We start from the raw sequence: 19,904 nt of genomic DNA on the forward strand, positions 1-19,904 counted from the left end.
CCTCCCTGTCCCTTTGRCAACGTGCGGCATCCCTGCCGCACCCCTAACGGGCTATTCCCGATAAATGCTCCGATGCTCGGCGCGGCATACGGGAGATGGCGGGCACTTGTAGGTTGGGGTGAACTTGTGAACCCCAACAATTATTATGATCGGGTCATGTTGGGGTTCGTTCCTCACCCCAACCTACCGTGCTTATGAATCTCAACAAATTTAATGGTTCGTGTTATGTTAGGGTTTGTGCCCCCCAAGCTACAGCGCTATGCCTCCGCAACTCTTTGATTAATTATGGAGTTTACTATGAACAGAAAAATATCTGTTGCTATTAGTGATGTTTCCAATAAAAACTGGCCTTTTGAGGGATTAAAAGAATTAATAGATTTCTTAAAAGCCGAAGCTAAATATTGGGAGGAGAAAAGAGCTGCGATTTCACCACAAAACAATACATCTAATGTTCATAAACATTTAGATGCTCATGGTATTTTATCTAACGCAGTAAGCACTATAGAAGGTTGGGAAAATATTTTAGACAGTTGGGATGAAAACCAACTGAATCAACAGCTAAACAATTTATTCCAAAGTATTTCATTACAAAGCAGTTGGCTTTGGAGTGGGCATCCATTTTCTAATCAATTTATAAAGTGTTATGAAATATTTGGAGAAAATGCAGCAACTGCTTTTCTAGATTTAATTTTAAGGAAACAAGCTTCCAACATAACAAATGGTGAATCTTTCTTAGGTTCAGTGCTTGCTTACGAGTTTTTAAATCAAGACTCTAATTTGACGAAAAGGCACATAAGTGAACAAGCCTCACTGGAGCATCTTAGAAGTACATTAGACGAAACAACTACTCAACTTATTGGTAAAGTTGAAAGCTTCACAGACAACTTTTCAAACTGGGATACTGAAATCAAAAATGGTTGGCAAGATTGGTTAATTAATACGGCTAAAGATTTCAAAACATCACAGGATACCAATAAAGAGGGCTTTAATAAGTACATGAAGGATTGCGAAACTCGAGTTTCCGATTTAGAAAATACTTATCAAGAAAAATTAAGGCTAGAAAAACCAGCAACTTATTGGAAAAAAGCGGCAAAAAAATATGGTTTCCAAGGCGGATTATGGTTTTTAGCATTAGTTTCATTTGTCTTATTAGGTATTCTGTATTTCCGAGATTTATATGTTTCGTGGCTTGGTGGTCATGAAATTGCTATGAATGTAAACACGATCCAAGGTGTAGTTATTTTCGGTTCTATATTGGCAATTTATGCATTCTTAGTAAGGACATTATCAAGACTAATTTTTAGCTCATTTCATTTGATGAGGGATGCGGAAGAACGTGAGCTACTTACTTATCTTTATTTGTCATTAAGTAAAGACAGAGAGATTGGTGAGGCATCTAGGGACATAGTTCTACAAGCATTATTCAGCAGGTCTGAAACCGGGCTTCTTGCTTCTGAATCTGGACCAACAATGCCAGGAATTGGCGAATTATTTAAGCATTCGCAAAAATAAACAAAAGCCATAGGATGCGTCAGCGAACGAGACACTTCGTTCAGCACATCCTACATTTAAAAATCCACCCATTCCCGTATGCCGCGCCGAGCATCGGAGCATTTATCGGGAATAGCCCGTAGGAGTGCGGCAGGGATGCCGCACGTTGTCAAAGAGACAGGGAATCCCTTTTGACAACCCCCGATAAATGCGAGAAGCGCAGGAAGTAAGCGGCATCGGGCGGATTTCTTTTGGATACTTTTCTTTGGCGGATTGTGCTCCTGCATTTTCCGCATTCACAACATCCATGTCGCTCATCCACGCAAAGAAAAGTATCTCGTCCGTAGGTACGAGAACCCACATAAAAATCAATAGTCGCGGTAGCGACACCTAAATACCCCTCACCCTAACCCTCTCCCACAAGGGGCGAGGGGATATCGATTCCGTTCGTGGATCGACAAGCTCACCACGAACGTAATTTACATAACAACCGCATCAACAAACCCCTCCATCAGTTACAATAAAAAAATGGAATTTAAACTAACAACACAGGACGGTTATGCCCGCCGAGGTCAATTAACCCTAACCCACGGCACTGTAGAAACCCCCGTCTTCATGCCCGTCGGCACCTACGGCACGGTAAAGGCGCTGACCCCGGACGACTTGACTAGCCTGGGCGCACAAATAATCCTGGGCAACACTTTTCACCTCATGCTGCGTCCAGGTACGGATGTAATCAGGGCGCACCAAGATTTGCACGGGTTTATGAACTGGCAAAAGCCGATTCTCACCGATTCCGGCGGCTTTCAGGTGTTCAGCCTGGGCGATTTGAGGAAAATCACGGAAGAAGGCGTGACGTTCAAATCCCCGATAAACGGCAGCAAGATTTTTATGGGCCCGGAGGAATCCATGCAGGTGCAACGGGATTTGGGTTCGGATATTGTGATGATTTTCGACGAATGTACGCCGTATCCTGCAACCGTGGACGAAGCCGCAAGCTCCATGCGCTTGTCTTTACGCTGGGCACAGCGCAGCAAAAACGCACACGGCGACAATCCGAATGCCTTGTTTGGTATCGTGCAAGGCGGGATGTACGAGCATCTTCGCGCAGAATCCATAGACGGCTTGGTTGACATCGGTTTTGATGGCTATGCTATCGGCGGCCTGTCGGTGGGCGAGCCCAAAGAAGAAATGATGCAGACCCTGGATGCTATCCACAAGCTTATGCCTGCCGATAAGCCCCGTTATTTGATGGGAGTGGGTACGCCGGAGGATTTGGTGGAGTCCGTCAGGCGCGGAATTGATATGTTCGATTGCGTGATGCCGACGCGTAACGCCCGTAACGGCCATTTGTTTACCACTTTCGGCGTGGTCAAAATTAGGAATAGCCAATACGAATTCGACACTAATCCCGTCGACGAATGCTGTACCTGCTATACCTGTCGCAATTATTCCCGCGCTTACCTGCGCCACCTCGACAAATGCAAGGAAATGCTGGGGTCTCGGCTGAATACCCTACATAACCTGCATTACTACTTGAATCTAATGCAAGAACTGCGGGATGCCATCGAAAATAAAGAGCTGGAATTTTTTGTCAAGCGGTTTTACCAACAACGAGGAAAAGTTGCGCCAGTTGTGGCATAATGGGAAATTATCTCACAACATGCTTAAAAACTGAGGATAACCATGAGTTTCTTTATCTCTGACGCTTTAGCCGCTGCACCTGCCGCGCAATCACCTGGCATGGAAGGGCTATTGTTCCCGGCTGGTATTCTGGTGTTTTTTTATTTCCTGTTCCTGCGTCCACAAGCGAAACGCGCCAAAGAAAAAAAGCAAATGCTGGCGGCCATGGGAAAAGGCGTTGAAGTCGTCACATCGGGCGGGATTTTGGGTAAAGTCGCTGATCTCGATGATAATTTCGTTAAACTGGAAGTCGGCGACAATCTCTTTATCCAGGTACAACGCCAAAGCATCGAAAGCATGATGCCTAAAGGCACCTATAAGGCCGTCACTAAAAAGGCCAATGTTTAACAGGCCGTATTACACCGCAGGGTTTTCTGGGGAATAACCGTAAATCCCCGTGCAGATTAATTGATGGAATAACACATGCAAAACCACTACTCTCTTTGGCAAAACCTGTTGATACTGGGCATTTTCCTCATCAGCCTGATTTATTCGTTACCTAACCTGTTCGGCGAAGACCCTTCTGTACAGGTGTCATCCACCAACACCCTTACCCAAGATCAGGCCAACAAAATCGAAGCCAGCATCAAAACGAATGGCGTCACACCAAAAGCCTTTGAATTTACGGATGGCCGAATTTTGGTGCGTTTCAACAATACCGATGACCAGTTGAAAATTGCCGACTTGCTCAGGGATCAAATGGGCAATGACGGAACGGTTGCCCTAAACCTTGCACCAACGACGCCTCACTGGTTGCGATCCATCAGCGCTAAAGCCATGTATTTGGGCCTGGATTTACGCGGCGGGGTGCATTTCCTGCTCGAAGTCGATATGGATGCGGCGGTCAAGCAAGCCGAGGAACGATACACCGAAGACCTGCGGTTGGCATTGCGAGATAAGAAAATACGCTACCAATCCGTATCCAAAGACAGTGGCTATATTAGACTTAAGTTAAAATCCGCCGAAGATAAGGCGGCTGTTTTCGACATATTGAACAAGGATTTCAGGGGGCTGAAGGTTACCGAGCCACCTGAGCAAGACCAATTATGGGCAAAGATGTCAGATGCCGATGCACGTGAAGTGAAAAAATTCTCCGTCGCGCAGAACATGACGACCTTGCGGAATCGGGTCAATGAGTTGGGCGTTGCCGAACCGGTCATCCAACAGCAAGGCGACAACCGGATAGTCGTGCAGTTGCCCGGTGTACAAGACACCACCCGTGCCAAGGAAATTTTGGGTACGACTGCGACCTTGGAATACCGCTTGGTCGATGTCGATCATGACGTGCAAAAGGCGGTTGAAGGCCATGTACCGGTCGGCAGCAAGTTGTACTATGACAAAAACAAGAATGCCGTACTGCTGGACAAACGCGTCATCGTCACGGGCGACCAGATTGTGGATGCGTCATCCGGTATGGACCAAGACGGGCGGCCTGCGGTATTCATTTCCTTGAATGGCGTGGGCGCAGCAAAAATGGGCAAACTGACCCAAGCCAATGTCGGTAAGCCAATGGCCGTCGTATTTATCGAAAACAAGGTTGAGACCAAATTGGTCGATGGGCAAAAAATCCGTCATAAGGAATTGGTCGAAAAAGTCATCAGCGTGGCGACCATTCAGGGCGTCTTTAGCAAGCGTTTCCAGACCACAGGCTTGGACAGCCCACAAGAAGCCAGAAATCTTGCCCTATTGCTCAGGGCGGGCGCTTTGGCGGCTCCGGTAGATATCGTCGAAGAACGCACCGTAGGCCCAAGTTTAGGGCAGGACAACATCAATAAAGGCGTTTTGTCGTTTGTTGTGGGTTTTGTTTTGGTCGTCTTGCTGATGGCGGGTTATTACAAAGTCTTCGGCATGATTGCCGATATTGCGTTGGCTTTTAACGTGGTCATCGTCGTGGCCATTTTGTCGATGCTGCAGGCGACGCTGACTTTGCCCGGTATCGCGGGGATTATCCTGACTGTCGGCATGTCCGTAGACGCTAACGTCTTGATCTTTGAGCGGATACGAGAAGAAATCAGGAATGCCCACCCCCCACAAACCGCTATTTTCATGGGTTATGACAGGGCATTCGGGACAATTTTGGATTCGCATGTCACCAATCTGGTGGTTGCTGTGGTGTTGTTCGCTTTTGGTACGGGTTCGGTCAAAGGTTTTGCGGTGACACTGATCATTGGGATTTTGTCCTCCATGTTTACCGCCATTGCCGGCACCCGGATGGTGATAAACTGGATTTATGGCAACCGCAGGGTAGAGAAACTATCTATTTAGGCCCAACAAATAACCTTTATCCTGCAACAACTCACAAGCACTATGAAAACTACACATATTAATTTTATTGGTAACCGAAAAATTGCGATGACCTTTTCAGGCATCCTGATGGTGATTGCGATTGTCTCACTGGCGGTGCGTGGCTTGCAGATGGGCATTGATTTCACGGGCGGCACGCTGATTGAAGTTGGCTATCAACAAACCGCCGACCTGGCAGTACTTCGTAAGACTTTAGACGAATCAGGGTTTACGAATGCTACCGTGCAGAATTTCGGCACTTCCAAAGATGTCCTCATTCGCCTGAAACTTCAAGAAGGGGTCAATAGCGCAGATTTGAGCAATAAGGTGCTGGAAGCCATCAACAAAAACACAACTACGCCAGCCAGTTTACGTCGTGTCGAGTTTGTAGGGCCGCAAGTCGGTGACGACCTGGCAACGGACGGCTTTTTGGCCTTGCTGTACTCAACAGTAGCCATATTGGTCTATGTGGCGGTGCGCTTTGAATGGAAATTTTCCGTAGGAGCGATTATTGCGACCTTCCACGATGTCATCGTAACATTGGGCGTATTTTCGGTATTCGCCCTGGAGTTCGACCTGACGGTGTTGGCGGCCATCCTTGCCCTGATCGGTTATTCATTAAACGATACCATCGTTGTTTATGACCGGATTCGGGAAAATTTCAGGAAAATGCGTAAGACTTCGACCGAAGATATGATGAATATCGCGGTCAATGACACCCTAAGCCGTACCATCATGATTTCAATGACCGTATTTTTGGTGCTGGTTTCGCTGTTTTTCTTAGGCGGGGAAGTCATCCATAATTTTTCTATTGCCCTGTTGTTTGGCGTGGTTTTCGGTACTTACTCATCCATTTTTATCGCCAGCCCTGCGGCTTTGATTTTGGGTGTCAGCCCAGAAGATTTGATCGTCCCGGAAAAAGAAGGCGCACATTTGGATGGTATGCCTTAATTCAGTCTTAGGCCTAATGGTTCGGTTATAATAATGCATTAATTTAATAATATTGGAGTTTCAAAAAATATGGCGATAGAACGCACCTTCTCGATCATCAAGCCGGATGCCGTTGCAAAAAATATCATCGGTGAAATTTACAGCCGTTTTGAAAAAAATGGGCTTAAAGTTATTGCCGCCAAAATGCTGCACCTGAGCCAAGAGCAAGCCGAAGGTTTTTATGCAGAACACAAAGAGCGTGGTTTTTTTAAGGATCTCGTCGCATTCATGGTTTCAGGCCCCGTCATTATGCAAGTCCTGGAAGGTGAAAACGCTGTCCTAAAGCACCGTGAAATTATGGGGGCCACCAACCCAAAAGAAGCCGTACCTGGAACGATACGTGCCGATTTCGCGGACAGCATCGACGAAAATGTGGTACACGGCTCGGATGCACTTGCCACCGCCGAACGGGAAATTGCTTATTTTTTCTCAAACGATGAACTCTGCCCTCGCACCCGCTAAGCAAACGTCATTGAATTTGCTGGATTTCGACAGGGAAGGCCTAACGGCTTTCTTTGTCGGGTTAGGCGAAAAGCCTTTCCGCGCTACCCAATTATTGAAATGGATTTATCAAGAAGGCATTGTTGACTTCGACCTGATGACCAATTTCAGCAAAGCGTTGCGTTCCTATCTAAAAGAAAACTGCCATATAACGACACCTGAAATCGTGCTGGAAAAGCTTGCCAGCGACGGGACACGCAAATGGGTCGTCGAGACGGGTTGCGGCAACCGTATAGAAACGGTGTTTATCCCTGAAGAAAATCGCGGCACGTTGTGTGTGTCTTCGCAAGTCGGCTGCGCCTTGGCGTGTACCTTTTGCTCGACCGCCCAACAAGGCTTTAACCGCAATTTGACGACGGCGGAAATTATCGGCCAAGTCAAGATCGCCCAAGACCGCTTGGGACAAGAAGCAAAAATCACCAATGTGGTCATGATGGGCATGGGCGAGCCGTTGTTGAACTTTGACAATGTCGTTGCCGCCATGAACCTGATGATGGACGATTTTGCTTATGGGCTTTCCAAACGGCGGGTGACTATCAGTACATCCGGCGTAGTGCCTGCCATGTACCGCTTAACTGAAGTATGCGATGTCAGCTTGGCGGTTTCATTACATGCGGTAACGGACGAATTGCGTGACGTGCTTGTCCCTATCAACAAGAAATATCCTCTTGACGAATTGCTTGAAGCCTGCAGGGAAAATGCCAAACTGGCGCCCAGGCGCACCATTACGTTCGAGTATGTCATGTTGAATGGCATCAATGATTCAATCGAGGACGCATACGGCTTGATTAAGCTGCTCTTGACCGTGCCGTCAAAACTGAACTTGATCCCGTTCAACCCATTCCCCAATTCCGTTTACACCTGTTCCAGCAACAATGCCATCCATCGTTTCAAGACCTTATTGAACGATGCCGGCATTGTGACCACCGTGCGGAAAACCCGCGGTGAAGACATTGATGCAGCGTGCGGCCAACTGGTCGGGCAAGTCGCCGACAAAAGTCGCAGGCACCTGAAACTAAAAACGGCGAGTGTCGAACATGCCGCGTAAATCGACTGATATCATGGCCCGAGTTGGGATTATGGTGCTCGTAATGACGTTATCGGCGTGTTCCTGGTTTTCCGATACCACCCCCGAAGCAGAAAAGCCGACGGAAATTTATTTGCAGTTGGGTATCCGCTACATGGATCTTAACAAGCTGAAATTAGCTAAGGAAAATCTGCTGCTGGCGCTGGAAAAAGACCCCAATAACGCAAAGGCACACAGTGCATTGGCGTTCCTGTACGAAAAAATCACGCATTTCGACCAAGCCAGGCAACATTATGAAGCTGCCCTGGGCTTAGCGCCGGATGATATTGGCATACAAAATAATTACGGCAAATTTCTCTGTGAACGTAGGCAATTCGACAGGGGATTGGCGCTACTGACGACAGCTTCGTCAAATCTATTAAATGATAGGCAGTGGATGGCTTTAACCAATGCCGCACGTTGCCATTTGGGAATGGGGCAACGTCCAGAAGCCATCGCACTGCTCAAACGGGCATTAAACATGAATGGCCAATATTCGGCGGCATTGCTTGAAATGCAAAAGATAAGTTATCAGATGGGCGACTACAAAGCTGCGGAAGATTACTTGCAAAGCTATTTGAGCGAAGCGAACCATACGGCAGAAACCTTATGGGTTGGCATTCAAACCGAGCAAGCTTTGGGCAATATGTCGCTTGCCAATGAATACCGGACTTTATTGCTCGATAAATTCCCCAATTCCAATGAAGCCAAGCAAGTGGCAGGCATTCGCTAAACAATTGATTCGGTAGATGGCAACCAATATTCAAGCAATCCGTGGGATGCACGATGTCCTACCGGAACAAACCCCGCTTTGGCAATATGCCGAAGGTATCATCAAAGAAGTGTTAGCCAGCTACGGTTACAGTGAAATCCGCTTGCCTATCGTCGAGAAAACGGAATTGTTCAAGCGTTCCATCGGCGAAGTCACCGACATTGTAGAAAAGGAAATGTACACCTTTGAAGACCGTAACGGGGATTCGCTGACGCTTAGGCCAGAGGGGACGGCAGGGTGTTTAAGGGCGTGTTTGGAACATGGCCTGTTGCACCATCAAACCCATAGGTTGTGGTATTACGGCCCTATGTACAGGCATGAAAGGCCGCAGAAAGGTCGTTATCGTCAGTTTATCCAACTGGGTGTAGAAACCTACGGCATGTCCGGCCCCGATATTGATGCCGAATTGATCTTGCTGATGCACCGCTTATGGAAACGGTTGGGCATACGCGATAAGGTCAGCTTACAATTGAATTCCTTGGGGACGATTGCCGAGCGCATCGCCTATCGGGAAGTCCTGGTCGCTTATTTTCAGCGGCATAAGGACATTCTGGATGAAGATAGCCAACGTAGGTTGCATACCAATCCCTTACGGATTCTCGACAGCAAAAACCCTGAAATGAAGGACGTTATTGCCAACGCCCCTGAACTGATGGCGTACTTGGGCGCTGACAGTTTGGCGCATTTCAAGGCTATTGCCACAACGCTGGAAGATTTAGGTGTGGCGTACGAAATTAATACCCGATTGGTCCGTGGCCTGGATTATTACAGCCTTACTGTTTTTGAGTGGGTGACCGACGAACTCGGTTCGCAAGGTACGGTCTGCGCTGGGGGACGTTATGATGGCCTTATCGAACAACTAGGCGGCAAACCTAACCATGCCGTCGGTTTTGCCATGGGCATGGAACGCTTGCTGGCTTTGCTGGAACTGCGCAATGATATTCCAGTGGCGAAACCCGTTGATGCTTATATGGTACGGGTGGGCGAGAAAGCGGAGCGGGAGGGCTTACGTTTTGCAGAAACCATTAGAAATGAAATCCCTGGCCTAAAATTGCAAATATCGGCTGAGGGTGGCAGTTTTAAAAGCCAGTTCAAAAAAGCGGATAAAATGGGTGCGGAATTCGCCATTATTCTAGGCGATGACGAAGCTGAACAGGGAGAGGTCAGCATCAAATGCCTGAGGAAAGGGCTTGAACAACAGACCATGCCACAAAATCAGGCCATCAGCTTTTTGCAACAGCAACTCCAGGAATGTCAGTGACAAAAGCTTAACCGAAGCTGGCTTATGAGCATAAAACAAGCATCAACATTTTGTCTATCCGAATAACATTCAGATGAAATGAATGATAGAATCCAAAAAATTCAATAAATTAACCAGAGAACAACAGTGGCAATTTACGAAACAGAAGAAGAACAACTTGAAGCGTTAAAACGGTGGTGGAAAGAAAACGGCACATCAACAGTTGTGGGTGTTACATTGGGTATTGCCATCATCATTGGCTGGAACTACTGGCAAGATCACAAAAAAGAACAGGCTAACCAAGCTTCCGCACTTTATGACCAATTGCTTAAAGCGGCTGAAACCGACCAAAAGGATTCAGTGGATAAGCTGGCAAAACGCTTGCAGGAACAATATGGAAACAGCAACTATGCCGCTTACGGTGGTTTGTTCCAGGCGAAATTCAAGGTTCAGCAGGGCGATATACCCGCAGCCAAAGAAATCCTGAAAAAAATCGCTGACGGCAAAGATAAGGAATTAAGCCATATCGCCAAAATCAGGTTGGTCAAATTGATGCTGGCGAGCGGCGAATATGAACAAGGCCTGCAAATCATCAACGATGTCGATCAGGCTGAAGCCGCAAAGTTCTCCGATAATTACGATGAACTGGTAGGCGACTTGTATGTGGCATTAGACCGTTTGGATGAAGCCCGCACGGCTTACCAAAAAGCACTTAAAAACGGCTATCAGTCACCGTTGTTGCAGCTTAAAATTGATGACCTGACCACACCAGAAAAAGTCGAAGCCAAAAAATAATGCGCTTTATCCTTCCGTTATTCTTGTGCCTGATGCTATCAGGCTGTTCCGCTTTCGATTGGGCCAGCGAATCCATGTCCGGCATTAAGGACTATTTTACTGGCGGGGCAGATAATGCCGACCCGCCCAGTCCGCTCACCGAATATTCACCGGAAGTTAACGCCGACATACTTTGGAAAGAAAGTGTGGGAATCGGTACGGACGGACAAACTTTAAAACTGGTTCCGGCCATAGGCAGCGGCAGGATTTTTGCTGCGGACAGGGATGGATTAGTGCAGGCCAGAGATTTGAGCACCGGAAAATTGGCCTGGGAAGTTGAAATTGAAGACGAAAAAGAGAATGCCGTACATTTTTCAGGAGGCCCGGGTTTAGGGCTTACGTCCGTCATTTTAGGCACTAACGATGCCGAAATCATCGCATTAAACATTGAAAACGGAAGCACGCTTTGGAAAACCTCCGTAACCAGCGAGGTACTGTCAGTCCCCGTGGTTGCCGACGGCATCGTTATCTTACGCACTACCGATGGCTCAGTAATCGCCTTGAATGAAAAAACGGGACAAAAAATTTGGAGCTACGAACATAACGTCCCCGCACTGACAGTCCGCGGCACGGGCGCTCCGCTCATCATCGAAGACACCCTCATTGAAGGCTACGATAACGGCAAGTTAATGGCCTTGCGCTTGGACGACGGCAAATATGTTTGGGAAGCCAGCGTCACCATCCCCAAGGGTCGCTCAGAAGTGGAGCGTCTGGTCGATATAGATGTCGATCCCATTGAATCACGCGGCGTAATCTATACGGCGAGTTATAACGGCGGTACTGCCGCTGTTTCAATCCTGGACGGCGATGTGTTGTGGCGCAATGAAGCCGTTTCCTCCCATACCGGCTTAAGCCAGGATGACCAATATCTTTATATTTCAAATTCTTCTGGTCATGTGCTGCAATTGGATAAGCGCACCGGCTCGTCTTTGTGGGAGCAAAAGGATTTGCATGGCCGTAAATTAACGTCACCTGCCCATTATCAAGGTTATGTCGTCGTTGGTGATATTGAAGGTTATGTCCATTGGCTGAGCAGTACGGACGGGCGGCTGATGGGGCGCGTGCAAGTTGCTGGAGATGCCATTGATGCCAAGCCGATTGTAGTCGGCGATACCGTTTATATTTATGCCAAAGACGGTACTTTAGCCGCCTTAAAAGCCCGATAACCATGTTGCCCGTTATTGCCTTAGTAGGCCGCCCCAATGTGGGTAAATCCACCTTATTCAATTATCTTACCCGTAGCCGGGAAGCGTTAGTTGCCGATTTCCCTGGCCTGACGCGGGATCGTCAATATGGTCGGTTAAAACACGGCGACAGGCCTTGCCTTATCGTCGATACCGGTGGAATAGCGGATGATGCCGAAGGCATAGAAAACCTCGCACGTAAACAGGTCCAAATTGCGTTAGAAGAAGCCGACATCGTGTTCTTTATGGTCGATGCGCGCGAAGGGTTGAGCGCTTCCGATAAGGTCATCGCCGACACTTTGCGCAAACTCGCCAAGCCCGTGGTATTGGTCACCAATAAAGTTGACGGCATTGATGCCGGCACGGCAATGAATGACTTTTATTCTTTAGGATTGGGTGAACCTATTGCGTGTTCAGCCAGCCACGGGCGAGGTATCCCCGAATTATTGGAAAGGGCTAACGAACTGTTGCCACCCGATAAGGAAGCCGTTGATGACAACCAAGGCGGAATCGGTATTGCCGTGGTCGGCAGGCCGAATGTCGGTAAATCAACCTTGGTCAATCGGTTGTTAGGCGAAGAACGGGTTATCGTTTTCGATGAGCCCGGCACGACCCGGGACAGCATTTATATTCCTTTTGAACGCAATGGCAAACGGTTTACCTTGGTAGACACAGCAGGTATGCGCCGCCGGTCCAAGGTTTCGGAAACCATCGAGAAATTCAGCATTATCAAATCCTTGCAGGCCATTGAAAAATCGCATGTCGTGATCTACTTGATTGATGCCAGCGAAGCCATTACCGACCAGGATGCCCATTTGCTGGGCTTGGTGTTAGAAGCGGGTCGCGCCCTCATTATTGGCCTGAACAAATGGGACGGATTAAGCGTCGACCAAAAAGCCAATATTCATCGCCAACTCGACATAAAGCTCTCTTTCCTCGAATTTGCCGAAAAACATCCCATTTCAGCCCTCCATGGCAGCGGTGTCGGCAAATTGTTCGATGTCGTCCACACCCTGTACGATTCGGCGATGGTCAATATGTCCACGCCGATGTTGACCCGAATCCTCAAGGAAGCAACCGATGCACACCAACCGCCGTTGGTCGGCAATCGCCGCATTAAGCTGAAGTATGCGCACCAGGGCGGGCGCAATCCACCTGTGGTCATTATCCACGGCACACAAACCGACGCGCTGCCGATTTCTTACAAACGCTATCTGACCAATTATTTCAGGACTAAATTACACTTGTCCGGGACACCGATACGGTTGGAGTTTAAATCCCCAACCAATCCCTTCCAGGGACAAAAAAACAAGCTTAGCGATAGGCAAGTAGAAAAACGTAAACGCTTAATCAGGCGAAGAAAGACTAAAGAATAATTTAACGTAAAAGGCATTCATCATGGCTACCATCAAATTTCAAGGCAATCCGCTCCATACCTCTGGTGAACTCCCTACCGTTGGCAGCAAAGCCCCTGATTTCACCTTAGTCAACGGCAAATTGGCGGACGTAACATTGGCGACATACGCCGGAAAAAAGAAAGTCTTGAACATCGTCCCCAGCCTGGACACGCCAACCTGTGCGATGTCCACCCGAAAATTCAACGAAAAGGCCAGCAAGCTGGAAAATACCGTTGTATTGGTCATTTCCGCCGACTTACCGTTTGCCCAATGCCGATTTTGCGAAACTGAAGGCTTGAAGGATGTCATCCCATTGTCCACTTTCCGTTCCAGCTTTGCCGACGACTACGGGGTCAAGCTGACCGATACCTTTCTTGCTGGCTTGACTGCCCGCGCAATTGTCATCATAGGCACAGACGATAAAGTAATGTATACCCAGTTGGTCGATGAACTTGCCCACGAGCCGGATTACGAAACTGCTTTAGCGGCGTTATAGCCATTTTAATCAAAGCCAAAAAGCGTGAACGGCTTCTCAGAAATAGCACAGAGCCCTCATTCAGAATGTGCCAAAAGACCCAATTTGTGACCCAGTTCACAAAAACATCGCCCAAACCGTACCACAATTCATTCGGGAATTTAGATTCCCTCTTTGTTAGTAAGCTACATTTAAAGGCCGACCCAACGGATGGATCGGCCCTTTTTTGTTTAGGCCAGACGGTTTTGGGCGATAGGGCCTAAAATAGGCAGAAATTTCCTACCCACTCCTATCGTGCTTAACATCATCTGGATTTGTTTTTTCCTCGCCGCTTTTTGCACCGCATTAGTCAAGCTAATTGTGTTTGGCGACCAGCAGGTTTTCGCCCTGCTCATGGAAGCGCTTTTCAGCCAATCCAAATCCGCATTTGAGATTTCCTTGGGTTTAACGGGAGTGTTAGCGTTGTGGTTAGGTATCATGCGGATTGGTGAACGCAGCGGCTTCATCCAACTTTTGACGCAATGCCTCACACCTTTATTTAGTCGCCTGATGCCCGATGTCCCTAAAGACCATCCCGCCTTGGGGGCAATCGTCATGAATATCTCCGCCAATGCATTGGGCTTGGACAATGCCGCCACGCCATTGGGCATTAAGGCGATGAAGGAGTTGCAGACCTTAAATCCAAGCCCGGATACCGCCAGCAACGCGCAAATCCTGTTCCTGGTGATAAATACGTCTGGCGTTACTTTATTTCCAGTGACGATATTGACCTACCGTGCCCAATTGGGCGCTATTAACCCTTCCGATGTATTCATCCCGATCTTGATTGCCACTTACATGTCCACCTTGTCTGGCTTATTGGCTGTTGCGGCGGTGCAAAAGATTAATCTGTTGGACAAGGTTATCTTGGCCTATCTGGCGGGATTTACCTTGGCAGTAGGTGGCTTACTCAGTTATTTTGCCCACTTGCCGCAGCAGGAAATGCTGGCGCAATCCGCCTTGATGAGTAATGTCATCCTGTTCTCGCTGGTCATCACCTTTATTTGCGGTGCCATTTACAAAAAAGTGAATGCCTACGATGCCTTTATTGAAGGTGCAAGAGAAGGCTTCCAGACCGCCATTACGATTATTCCTTATTTGGTTGCCATGTTGGTGGCTATTGGCGCGTTTCGGGCGAGTGGCGCGTTGGATTTGTTGGCGGACGGTGCGCGTAGTATCGTGCATTTATTCCGTATGGACGACCGCTTTGTGGATGCCTTGCCGACGGCGCTCATGAAACCCTTTAGTGGCAGCGGAGCCCGGGCGATGATGATCGACACGATGAAAACCCACGGTGCGGATTCGTTTGCCGGAAGACTGTCGTCCATAGTGCAAGGCAGCACGGAAACAACTTTTTACGTATTGGCGATCTACTTTGGTTCGGTCGGCATCAAGCATATTCGCCATGCCGCCACCTGTGGGATAATAGCCGATTTTGGCGGCATAATTGCCGCTATTTTTGTCGCTTATTGGTTTTTTGGTTAAGCAAATGATCGTTCATCCTTCGACAATACGTAGGTTGGTGGTGAGCTTGCGAACCCCAACAAATAAATTGCCCATGTTTCGTTGGGGTTCGTTCTTCACCCCAACCTACCGCGCTTTAAGGTATTCGTGATGCGAGTTCCGAGACAGTGGACAAAGTACGAGTACCATGATCCAAATGTGGTAATACCTAAACTGCATGAATTGAGGAAGCTGGTTTCTGAGTCTAGCTTGCCAGACAATGTTAAGAACTTACGCACACATTCATTGCAACCAGAGCGAGAGACATGGGATACGGCCATTTTCTGTTACCTTTTGTCATGTGCTCTAAATCTTGATATTCGGTTTAGCCGTGTGGAAGAATCTGATTTCGATTCGGTGTTCACATGGTTAGATAATGGAATCCAAAATTTTGCGCCTGTGCAAATGAAGGAATTGGTGCCCGAATACACAAACGCTAATACAACGCTAGAACAGATTATTGATAAACTAAGGAAGTATGTGGATTCATCAGAATTGGTGGTTGGAATAAAACTCAACAGGCAGACCAGTATAGATTTTAGTACCGTAGATGTTTCCAGACTCCCAGTCGCGGAGGTGTGGATGTTTGGGGCCACTGCAGAAGACCAAAGTAAATGGAGTTTGTTTGGACGGAAGGGTGAACAATGGGTCCAATATGAATACGAGCTACCTAATGCCTAACACGTAATAAACGGAGCGGACGGAGTTGATAATTAATCGGATTTTACCTACGGCGACTTGGTGTTTGACGGTTTGCCGCTTCGCGTCGAAACCGGCCTATGGATTAATTAATTGTTTTAATTATCATTTAGTTTATATTTATAAAATTAGTAAACTGTCCAGATAACAAAGATAAGTTTTTATTTGGGATCTACATAGAGCGAGGATATTCATCATGAAATGGATTCGCAATCTTTTTCCTACTGCGGATCAGCGCATATTCTTGGCAGTCGCAGAGCAGGAATTCAGCGAGGTCTGTTGCAGTACCGCTTCAGCAGCCGATATCTATCGTGATCATCCGAATGCAAAGAAGCAAGACTGGAAGGCTATCCGTAGCGAGCTTATGCAACTCACCTCCAGTTCGAATTCGTCGATATTGACTCGTCTGCTGAGAAGCAAATTTGCGCATGTTGTGGAGTTGCTGGTTACCGACCACTTCTATACAAATCTCGATGTTGAGGATCGTGAGTACTTTGCTAAGCTCATAGGTAGCACTAGAGAGATCGAAGACAAAAACTATTATTTTAGCATGGCTCGCGACTACTGGTTTGCCACGATATTGGAAACCATTATTTTTGGTGGCTGGACCGGAAGCGACGATTCAAGGGAAAATCTAAAGAAACTACAGCGAGCTTTTGTCGATTCATGCAAATTACATTGTGAGTTTAAACTCAAGACCGCCCGCGCCAACGGAACTAACACCGAGCTCACACACGATGAAAAGGAAATTGGCAAGACTATGATTATGCTAAAGGAAGTTGCTCGCCTAGCCTTGGCGGGAGAAAAAGAGCCATAGGATGTGCTGAACGAAGCACGTAGGGCGGGTTAGGCGCACATTGCCGCCATGCTTAAGCTGTCAATTGCGGTTAGGTGCGCCGTAACCAGCCGCTTTTGGTTTCTGAAACGCAAAATGGCGGATTACGCCACGCCCAAAGAACAGCAGTCTATTAAAGTCTGGTGGTATTGCGTGGCTAATCCGCCCTACAACACAAAAGAATTTTGATGAAAGTCCATTTAAAAACATTAGGCTGCCGCCTTAACGAAGCCGAACTGGAAACCTGGGCGCAGGCTTTCCAAAAATCCGGTCACGAAGTGACAAGAGAAGCGGAAACAGCGAACCTTATCGTCATCAATTCTTGCGCCGTTACCCAGGATGCCGCCAGGAAGTCCCGGCATTTGATCCGTAAAGTCCACCGCGAAAATCCATCGGCAAAATTAGTTGTCAGCGGTTGCTACGCCACGTTAAACCAGCAGGAAGCGGAAGCTTTGCTCGGCGTAGATATGGTCGTCAGCAATAAGGACAAAGACCGGTTAGTTGATAAAGCCTTGTCTGAACTTAACCTGGACACCATGCCCACCATGTCTACAGAACCCGGGGCAATCTCCCTGTTTACCCGTGGACGGCAACGCGCCTTCGTCAAAGTTCAGGACGGTTGCCGGTATCGCTGCACGTTTTGCATTGTCACCGTGGCGCGAGGCGAGGAAAAGAGCCGATCTGTGCAGGAAGTAATAGCCGAAATCAATGCCTTGCACCAGCAAAACATCAACGAGATCATTTTAACAGGTGTGCATCTGGGTGGTTATGGCAGCGATTTAGGCAATAATCTCGTCGATTTAATCAAGGCAATTCTTGCTGAAACTTCTGTTCCGCGTATCAGGTTAGGTTCACTCGAACCTTGGGAATTGACCGACGATTTCTACCAACTGTTCGCTTACCCAAGGTTAATGCCACATTTGCATTTGCCCTTGCAAAGCGGCTCGGATTCTGTGCTGCGGCGGATGGCACGGCGTTGTAAGACCGAGGAGTTCACCACTATTATTGCCCGGCTACGGCAGGTCAATCCGCTGTTCAATATCACCACCGACATTATCGTCGGCTTTCCGGGCGAGACCGAACAGGAATGGCAGGAAAGTCTGCAGTTTATCCAACAAGTCAGCTTTGGTCATCTCCATATATTCACGTACTCGCCCCGTGAAGGGACAAAAGCCGCCACCTTGCCCAATCCAGTGCCAGAACCGATAAAAAAACACCGTAGCCAGCAATTGCACCAGCTTGGCGATGACATGCGATTGAAGTTCTATCGAGCCAATCTTGACCAGCAGTTCCCGGTCTTGTGGGAAGGCTATTCCGAACCCGTAGGGGCAAACAAACAACGGATATTTGGCTATACGCCCAATTACCTTAAGGTTGCTTGTGTAATCAGCAAAGATAAGTCACTGGAAAACAATACCACGCTGGCAACATTAAAAACAGTTAGTGATACCTATATTTTTGCAGAGCAAGATGAAAAAAACCTTACCCATCCTCTACAGCTTCCGCCGCTGCCCCTATGCGATTAGGGCAAGACTAGCGATTGCGTACGCCGGGATTCCCATCGAAATAAGGGAAGTGCAGTTAAGACATAAGCCTGGGCAAATGCTGGCGATTTCTGCCAAAGGCACAGTGCCGGTATTGCAACTACCCGATGGCAAGGTTATCGACGAAAGCCTGGACATCATGCATTGGGCGTTAGCGCAACATGACCCCGAACATTGGCTGGATGCAGGAGAAGACTCGGAAAAGCTAATCCAGTGGAACGATGGCGATTTCAAATATTATCTGGATCGCTACAAATACGCCGACCGTTATCCCGAGTTTCCGGTCAGTTATTATCGAATCCAGGGTGAAAAATTTTTAGCCGAGCTGGAAAATAAACTTAGCCAAAATCCTTTTTTAGGCGGCAGCAGTTTTTCAATAACGGATACCGCTATCTTCCCTTTTATCAGGCAGTATGCGGCGGTTGATAACCAATGGTTTGTTTGTTCAGGCTATCAACATCTTAATAACTGGTTAGATAAGCTGTTAGCATCAGATTTGTTTCTATCGGTAATGGTTAAATATCCGGTTTGGAACGCATTGTCTAATTATGTCGATTCAAAACCGGATTTAGAATAAATGTGCTTTACTAGTTCTCCACCTCGTCATCCGTAAGAAGAAGATCAATTTGAGCTTTAAGGCGTAATTTGTCAGCAGAATATAAAGGAGTCGGTATTTCTAGCCAAGCCCGCCTGCCACCAGATAAACGTACTGGGATTCGATCATTGCTTAGGTCATTATAGTTATCAACTTTCGGAACTGAGTAACCGCTTTTAGGTAGAGGCTCTTCGTTAACTTCTTCAGTGTTTTTTATTTCCGATTTCTCGAATTTATTAATTTCATTTGCATTTTCAGCTAATGTGGGCTGTTCAAAAAATTTAGCGTATTCAATAGACTTTTTGAATACTTGAATAACTGAATCTGCTCCAGTAGGAATGAAACCAAGTTGAATAAGATCATATTTTAGTGCAGCATCTGATGGAAGGCTCTTTTCGTACTTTTCTAATAACTCCAAAAATATGGCAGGGGTCTTAAGCCATTTGATTAGCAAATCATTTCGCATATTCTCAGAAGGTGAAAATTTATAGGTTTCAACCTCTTTTGCCACAGATAATTTTCCTTCCTGGGGTCTTTCAAGCAAGCCGTAATAGCGAAGAGAAGCAATCACTCCCAGTGCAGCACCATTATTCGCGCTTTTATACCCAAGATCTTGTGCAATTACTTCTATTGGAGCGGCATGTAATCTCTCCTTTTCATAAACTCTCATTACTCTCTCAATAGCATCATCCAGTGCTATTGAGGGTACACGAGGGCTCTTTTTTCTTTTTTGACTGTCATTCATACAACATCTCTTAGCAGAAACCAATCAA

21 protein-coding genes are annotated in these 19,904 nt (G+C 47.2%); 19 read left to right on the top strand and 2 right to left on the bottom strand.

The genetic code is table 11. From position 1 onward, the window contains the following. Nucleotides 1-297 precede the first annotated feature (297 nt). Complete coding sequence (locus tag MGMO_RS10740; protein WP_023495078.1) at nucleotides 298-1,512, top strand: DUF6161 domain-containing protein; 1,215 nt, start codon at nucleotides 298-300, stop codon at nucleotides 1,510-1,512. A gap of 56 nt (nucleotides 1,513-1,568) precedes the next feature. Here MGMO_RS10740 and MGMO_RS19615 read toward each other — a convergent pair whose 3' ends face one another. Further along, nucleotides 1,569-1,787, bottom strand: coding sequence for a hypothetical protein (locus tag MGMO_RS19615; RefSeq protein ID WP_152976342.1), 219 nt, complete (start codon nucleotides 1,785-1,787; stop codon nucleotides 1,569-1,571). 232 nt (nucleotides 1,788-2,019) lie between these two features. Here MGMO_RS19615 and tgt point away from each other — a divergent pair, with 232 nt between their 5' ends. The 18 genes from tgt (at nucleotide 2,020) to MGMO_RS10825 (ending at nucleotide 19,113) form a co-directional block, all read left to right on the top strand. Then, nucleotides 2,020-3,135, top strand: coding sequence for a tRNA guanosine(34) transglycosylase Tgt (tgt, locus tag MGMO_RS10745; protein ID WP_023495079.1), 1,116 nt, complete (start codon nucleotides 2,020-2,022; stop codon nucleotides 3,133-3,135). A 42-nt stretch (nucleotides 3,136-3,177) separates the two neighbouring features. Further along, on the top strand, nucleotides 3,178-3,522 hold the full coding sequence (yajC, locus tag MGMO_RS10750; RefSeq protein ID WP_023495080.1) for a preprotein translocase subunit YajC: 345 nt from the start codon (nucleotides 3,178-3,180) through the stop codon (nucleotides 3,520-3,522). A 75-nt stretch (nucleotides 3,523-3,597) separates the two neighbouring features. Beyond that, entirely contained in the window at nucleotides 3,598-5,439 is a 1,842-nt protein-coding gene (secD, locus tag MGMO_RS10755) for a protein translocase subunit SecD (RefSeq protein ID WP_023495081.1), read from the top strand. Nucleotides 5,440-5,481: 42 nt separating this feature from the next. Further along, nucleotides 5,482-6,408, top strand: coding sequence for a protein translocase subunit SecF (gene secF, locus MGMO_RS10760; protein WP_023495082.1), 927 nt, complete (start codon nucleotides 5,482-5,484; stop codon nucleotides 6,406-6,408). Nucleotides 6,409-6,477: 69 nt separating this feature from the next. Next, complete coding sequence (gene ndk, locus MGMO_RS10765; protein ID WP_023495083.1) at nucleotides 6,478-6,909, top strand: nucleoside-diphosphate kinase; 432 nt, start codon at nucleotides 6,478-6,480, stop codon at nucleotides 6,907-6,909. Continuing rightward, nucleotides 6,884-7,996, top strand: a complete 1,113-nt coding sequence (gene rlmN, locus MGMO_RS10770; RefSeq protein WP_023495084.1) for a 23S rRNA (adenine(2503)-C(2))-methyltransferase RlmN — start codon at nucleotides 6,884-6,886, stop codon at nucleotides 7,994-7,996. Before ndk ends, rlmN begins: the two co-directional genes overlap by 26 nt. Before the next feature lie 31 nt (nucleotides 7,997-8,027). Further along, nucleotides 8,028-8,747, top strand: a complete 720-nt coding sequence (gene pilW, locus MGMO_RS10775; RefSeq protein ID WP_235557269.1) for a type IV pilus biogenesis/stability protein PilW — start codon at nucleotides 8,028-8,030, stop codon at nucleotides 8,745-8,747. Between the two features lie 16 nt (nucleotides 8,748-8,763). Continuing rightward, a complete protein-coding gene (gene hisS, locus MGMO_RS10780; RefSeq protein ID WP_023495086.1) occupies nucleotides 8,764-10,047 on the top strand; it encodes a histidine--tRNA ligase in 1,284 nt (427 codons plus the stop codon). 126 nt (nucleotides 10,048-10,173) lie between these two features. Next, entirely contained in the window at nucleotides 10,174-10,821 is a 648-nt protein-coding gene (locus tag MGMO_RS10785) for a YfgM family protein (protein ID WP_023495087.1), read from the top strand. Then, nucleotides 10,821-12,026: an outer membrane protein assembly factor BamB gene (bamB, locus tag MGMO_RS10790; RefSeq protein WP_023495088.1), complete on the top strand. Its 1,206-nt coding sequence runs from the start codon at nucleotides 10,821-10,823 to the stop codon at nucleotides 12,024-12,026. The genes MGMO_RS10785 and bamB overlap by 1 nt, the downstream gene beginning before the upstream one ends. A gap of 2 nt (nucleotides 12,027-12,028) precedes the next feature. Next, nucleotides 12,029-13,420 carry a ribosome biogenesis GTPase Der gene (der, locus tag MGMO_RS10795; RefSeq protein ID WP_023495089.1) on the top strand — a complete coding sequence of 464 codons (1,392 nt, stop codon included), beginning with the start codon at nucleotides 12,029-12,031 and terminating at the stop codon, nucleotides 13,418-13,420. Nucleotides 13,421-13,442: 22 nt separating this feature from the next. Continuing rightward, complete coding sequence (gene tpx, locus MGMO_RS10800; protein WP_023495090.1) at nucleotides 13,443-13,937, top strand: thiol peroxidase; 495 nt, start codon at nucleotides 13,443-13,445, stop codon at nucleotides 13,935-13,937. A gap of 273 nt (nucleotides 13,938-14,210) precedes the next feature. After that, entirely contained in the window at nucleotides 14,211-15,440 is a 1,230-nt protein-coding gene (locus MGMO_RS10805; protein WP_023495091.1) for a nucleoside recognition domain-containing protein, read from the top strand. A 351-nt stretch (nucleotides 15,441-15,791) separates the two neighbouring features. After that, nucleotides 15,792-16,139, top strand: coding sequence for a hypothetical protein (locus MGMO_RS19620; protein ID WP_152976343.1), 348 nt, complete (start codon nucleotides 15,792-15,794; stop codon nucleotides 16,137-16,139). A gap of 214 nt (nucleotides 16,140-16,353) precedes the next feature. Further along, complete coding sequence (locus MGMO_RS10815; RefSeq protein ID WP_023495093.1) at nucleotides 16,354-16,974, top strand: hypothetical protein; 621 nt, start codon at nucleotides 16,354-16,356, stop codon at nucleotides 16,972-16,974. A 48-nt stretch (nucleotides 16,975-17,022) separates the two neighbouring features. Then, nucleotides 17,023-17,181, top strand: a complete 159-nt coding sequence (locus MGMO_RS19995; RefSeq protein ID WP_161808485.1) for a hypothetical protein — start codon at nucleotides 17,023-17,025, stop codon at nucleotides 17,179-17,181. Further along, entirely contained in the window at nucleotides 17,181-18,518 is a 1,338-nt protein-coding gene (mtaB, locus tag MGMO_RS10820; protein WP_023495094.1) for a tRNA (N(6)-L-threonylcarbamoyladenosine(37)-C(2))-methylthiotransferase MtaB, read from the top strand. Before MGMO_RS19995 ends, mtaB begins: the two co-directional genes overlap by 1 nt. After that, the gene (locus tag MGMO_RS10825; protein ID WP_023495095.1) at nucleotides 18,463-19,113 is read left to right on the top strand and encodes a glutathione S-transferase; all 651 of its coding nucleotides are present in this window, start codon (nucleotides 18,463-18,465) and stop codon (nucleotides 19,111-19,113) included. The genes mtaB and MGMO_RS10825 overlap by 56 nt, the downstream gene beginning before the upstream one ends. A 10-nt stretch (nucleotides 19,114-19,123) precedes the next feature. Here the strand turns inward: MGMO_RS10825 and MGMO_RS10830 are convergent, their stop codons facing one another. Next, nucleotides 19,124-19,876 carry a hypothetical protein gene (locus tag MGMO_RS10830; RefSeq protein WP_023495096.1) on the bottom strand — a complete coding sequence of 251 codons (753 nt, stop codon included), beginning with the start codon at nucleotides 19,874-19,876 and terminating at the stop codon, nucleotides 19,124-19,126. Nucleotides 19,877-19,904: the final 28 nt, after the last annotated feature.

It is taken from the genome of Methyloglobulus morosus KoM1, from assembly GCF_000496735.2.
GTDB classification, from domain to species: Bacteria; Pseudomonadota; Gammaproteobacteria; order Methylococcales; family Methylomonadaceae; genus Methyloglobulus; species Methyloglobulus morosus.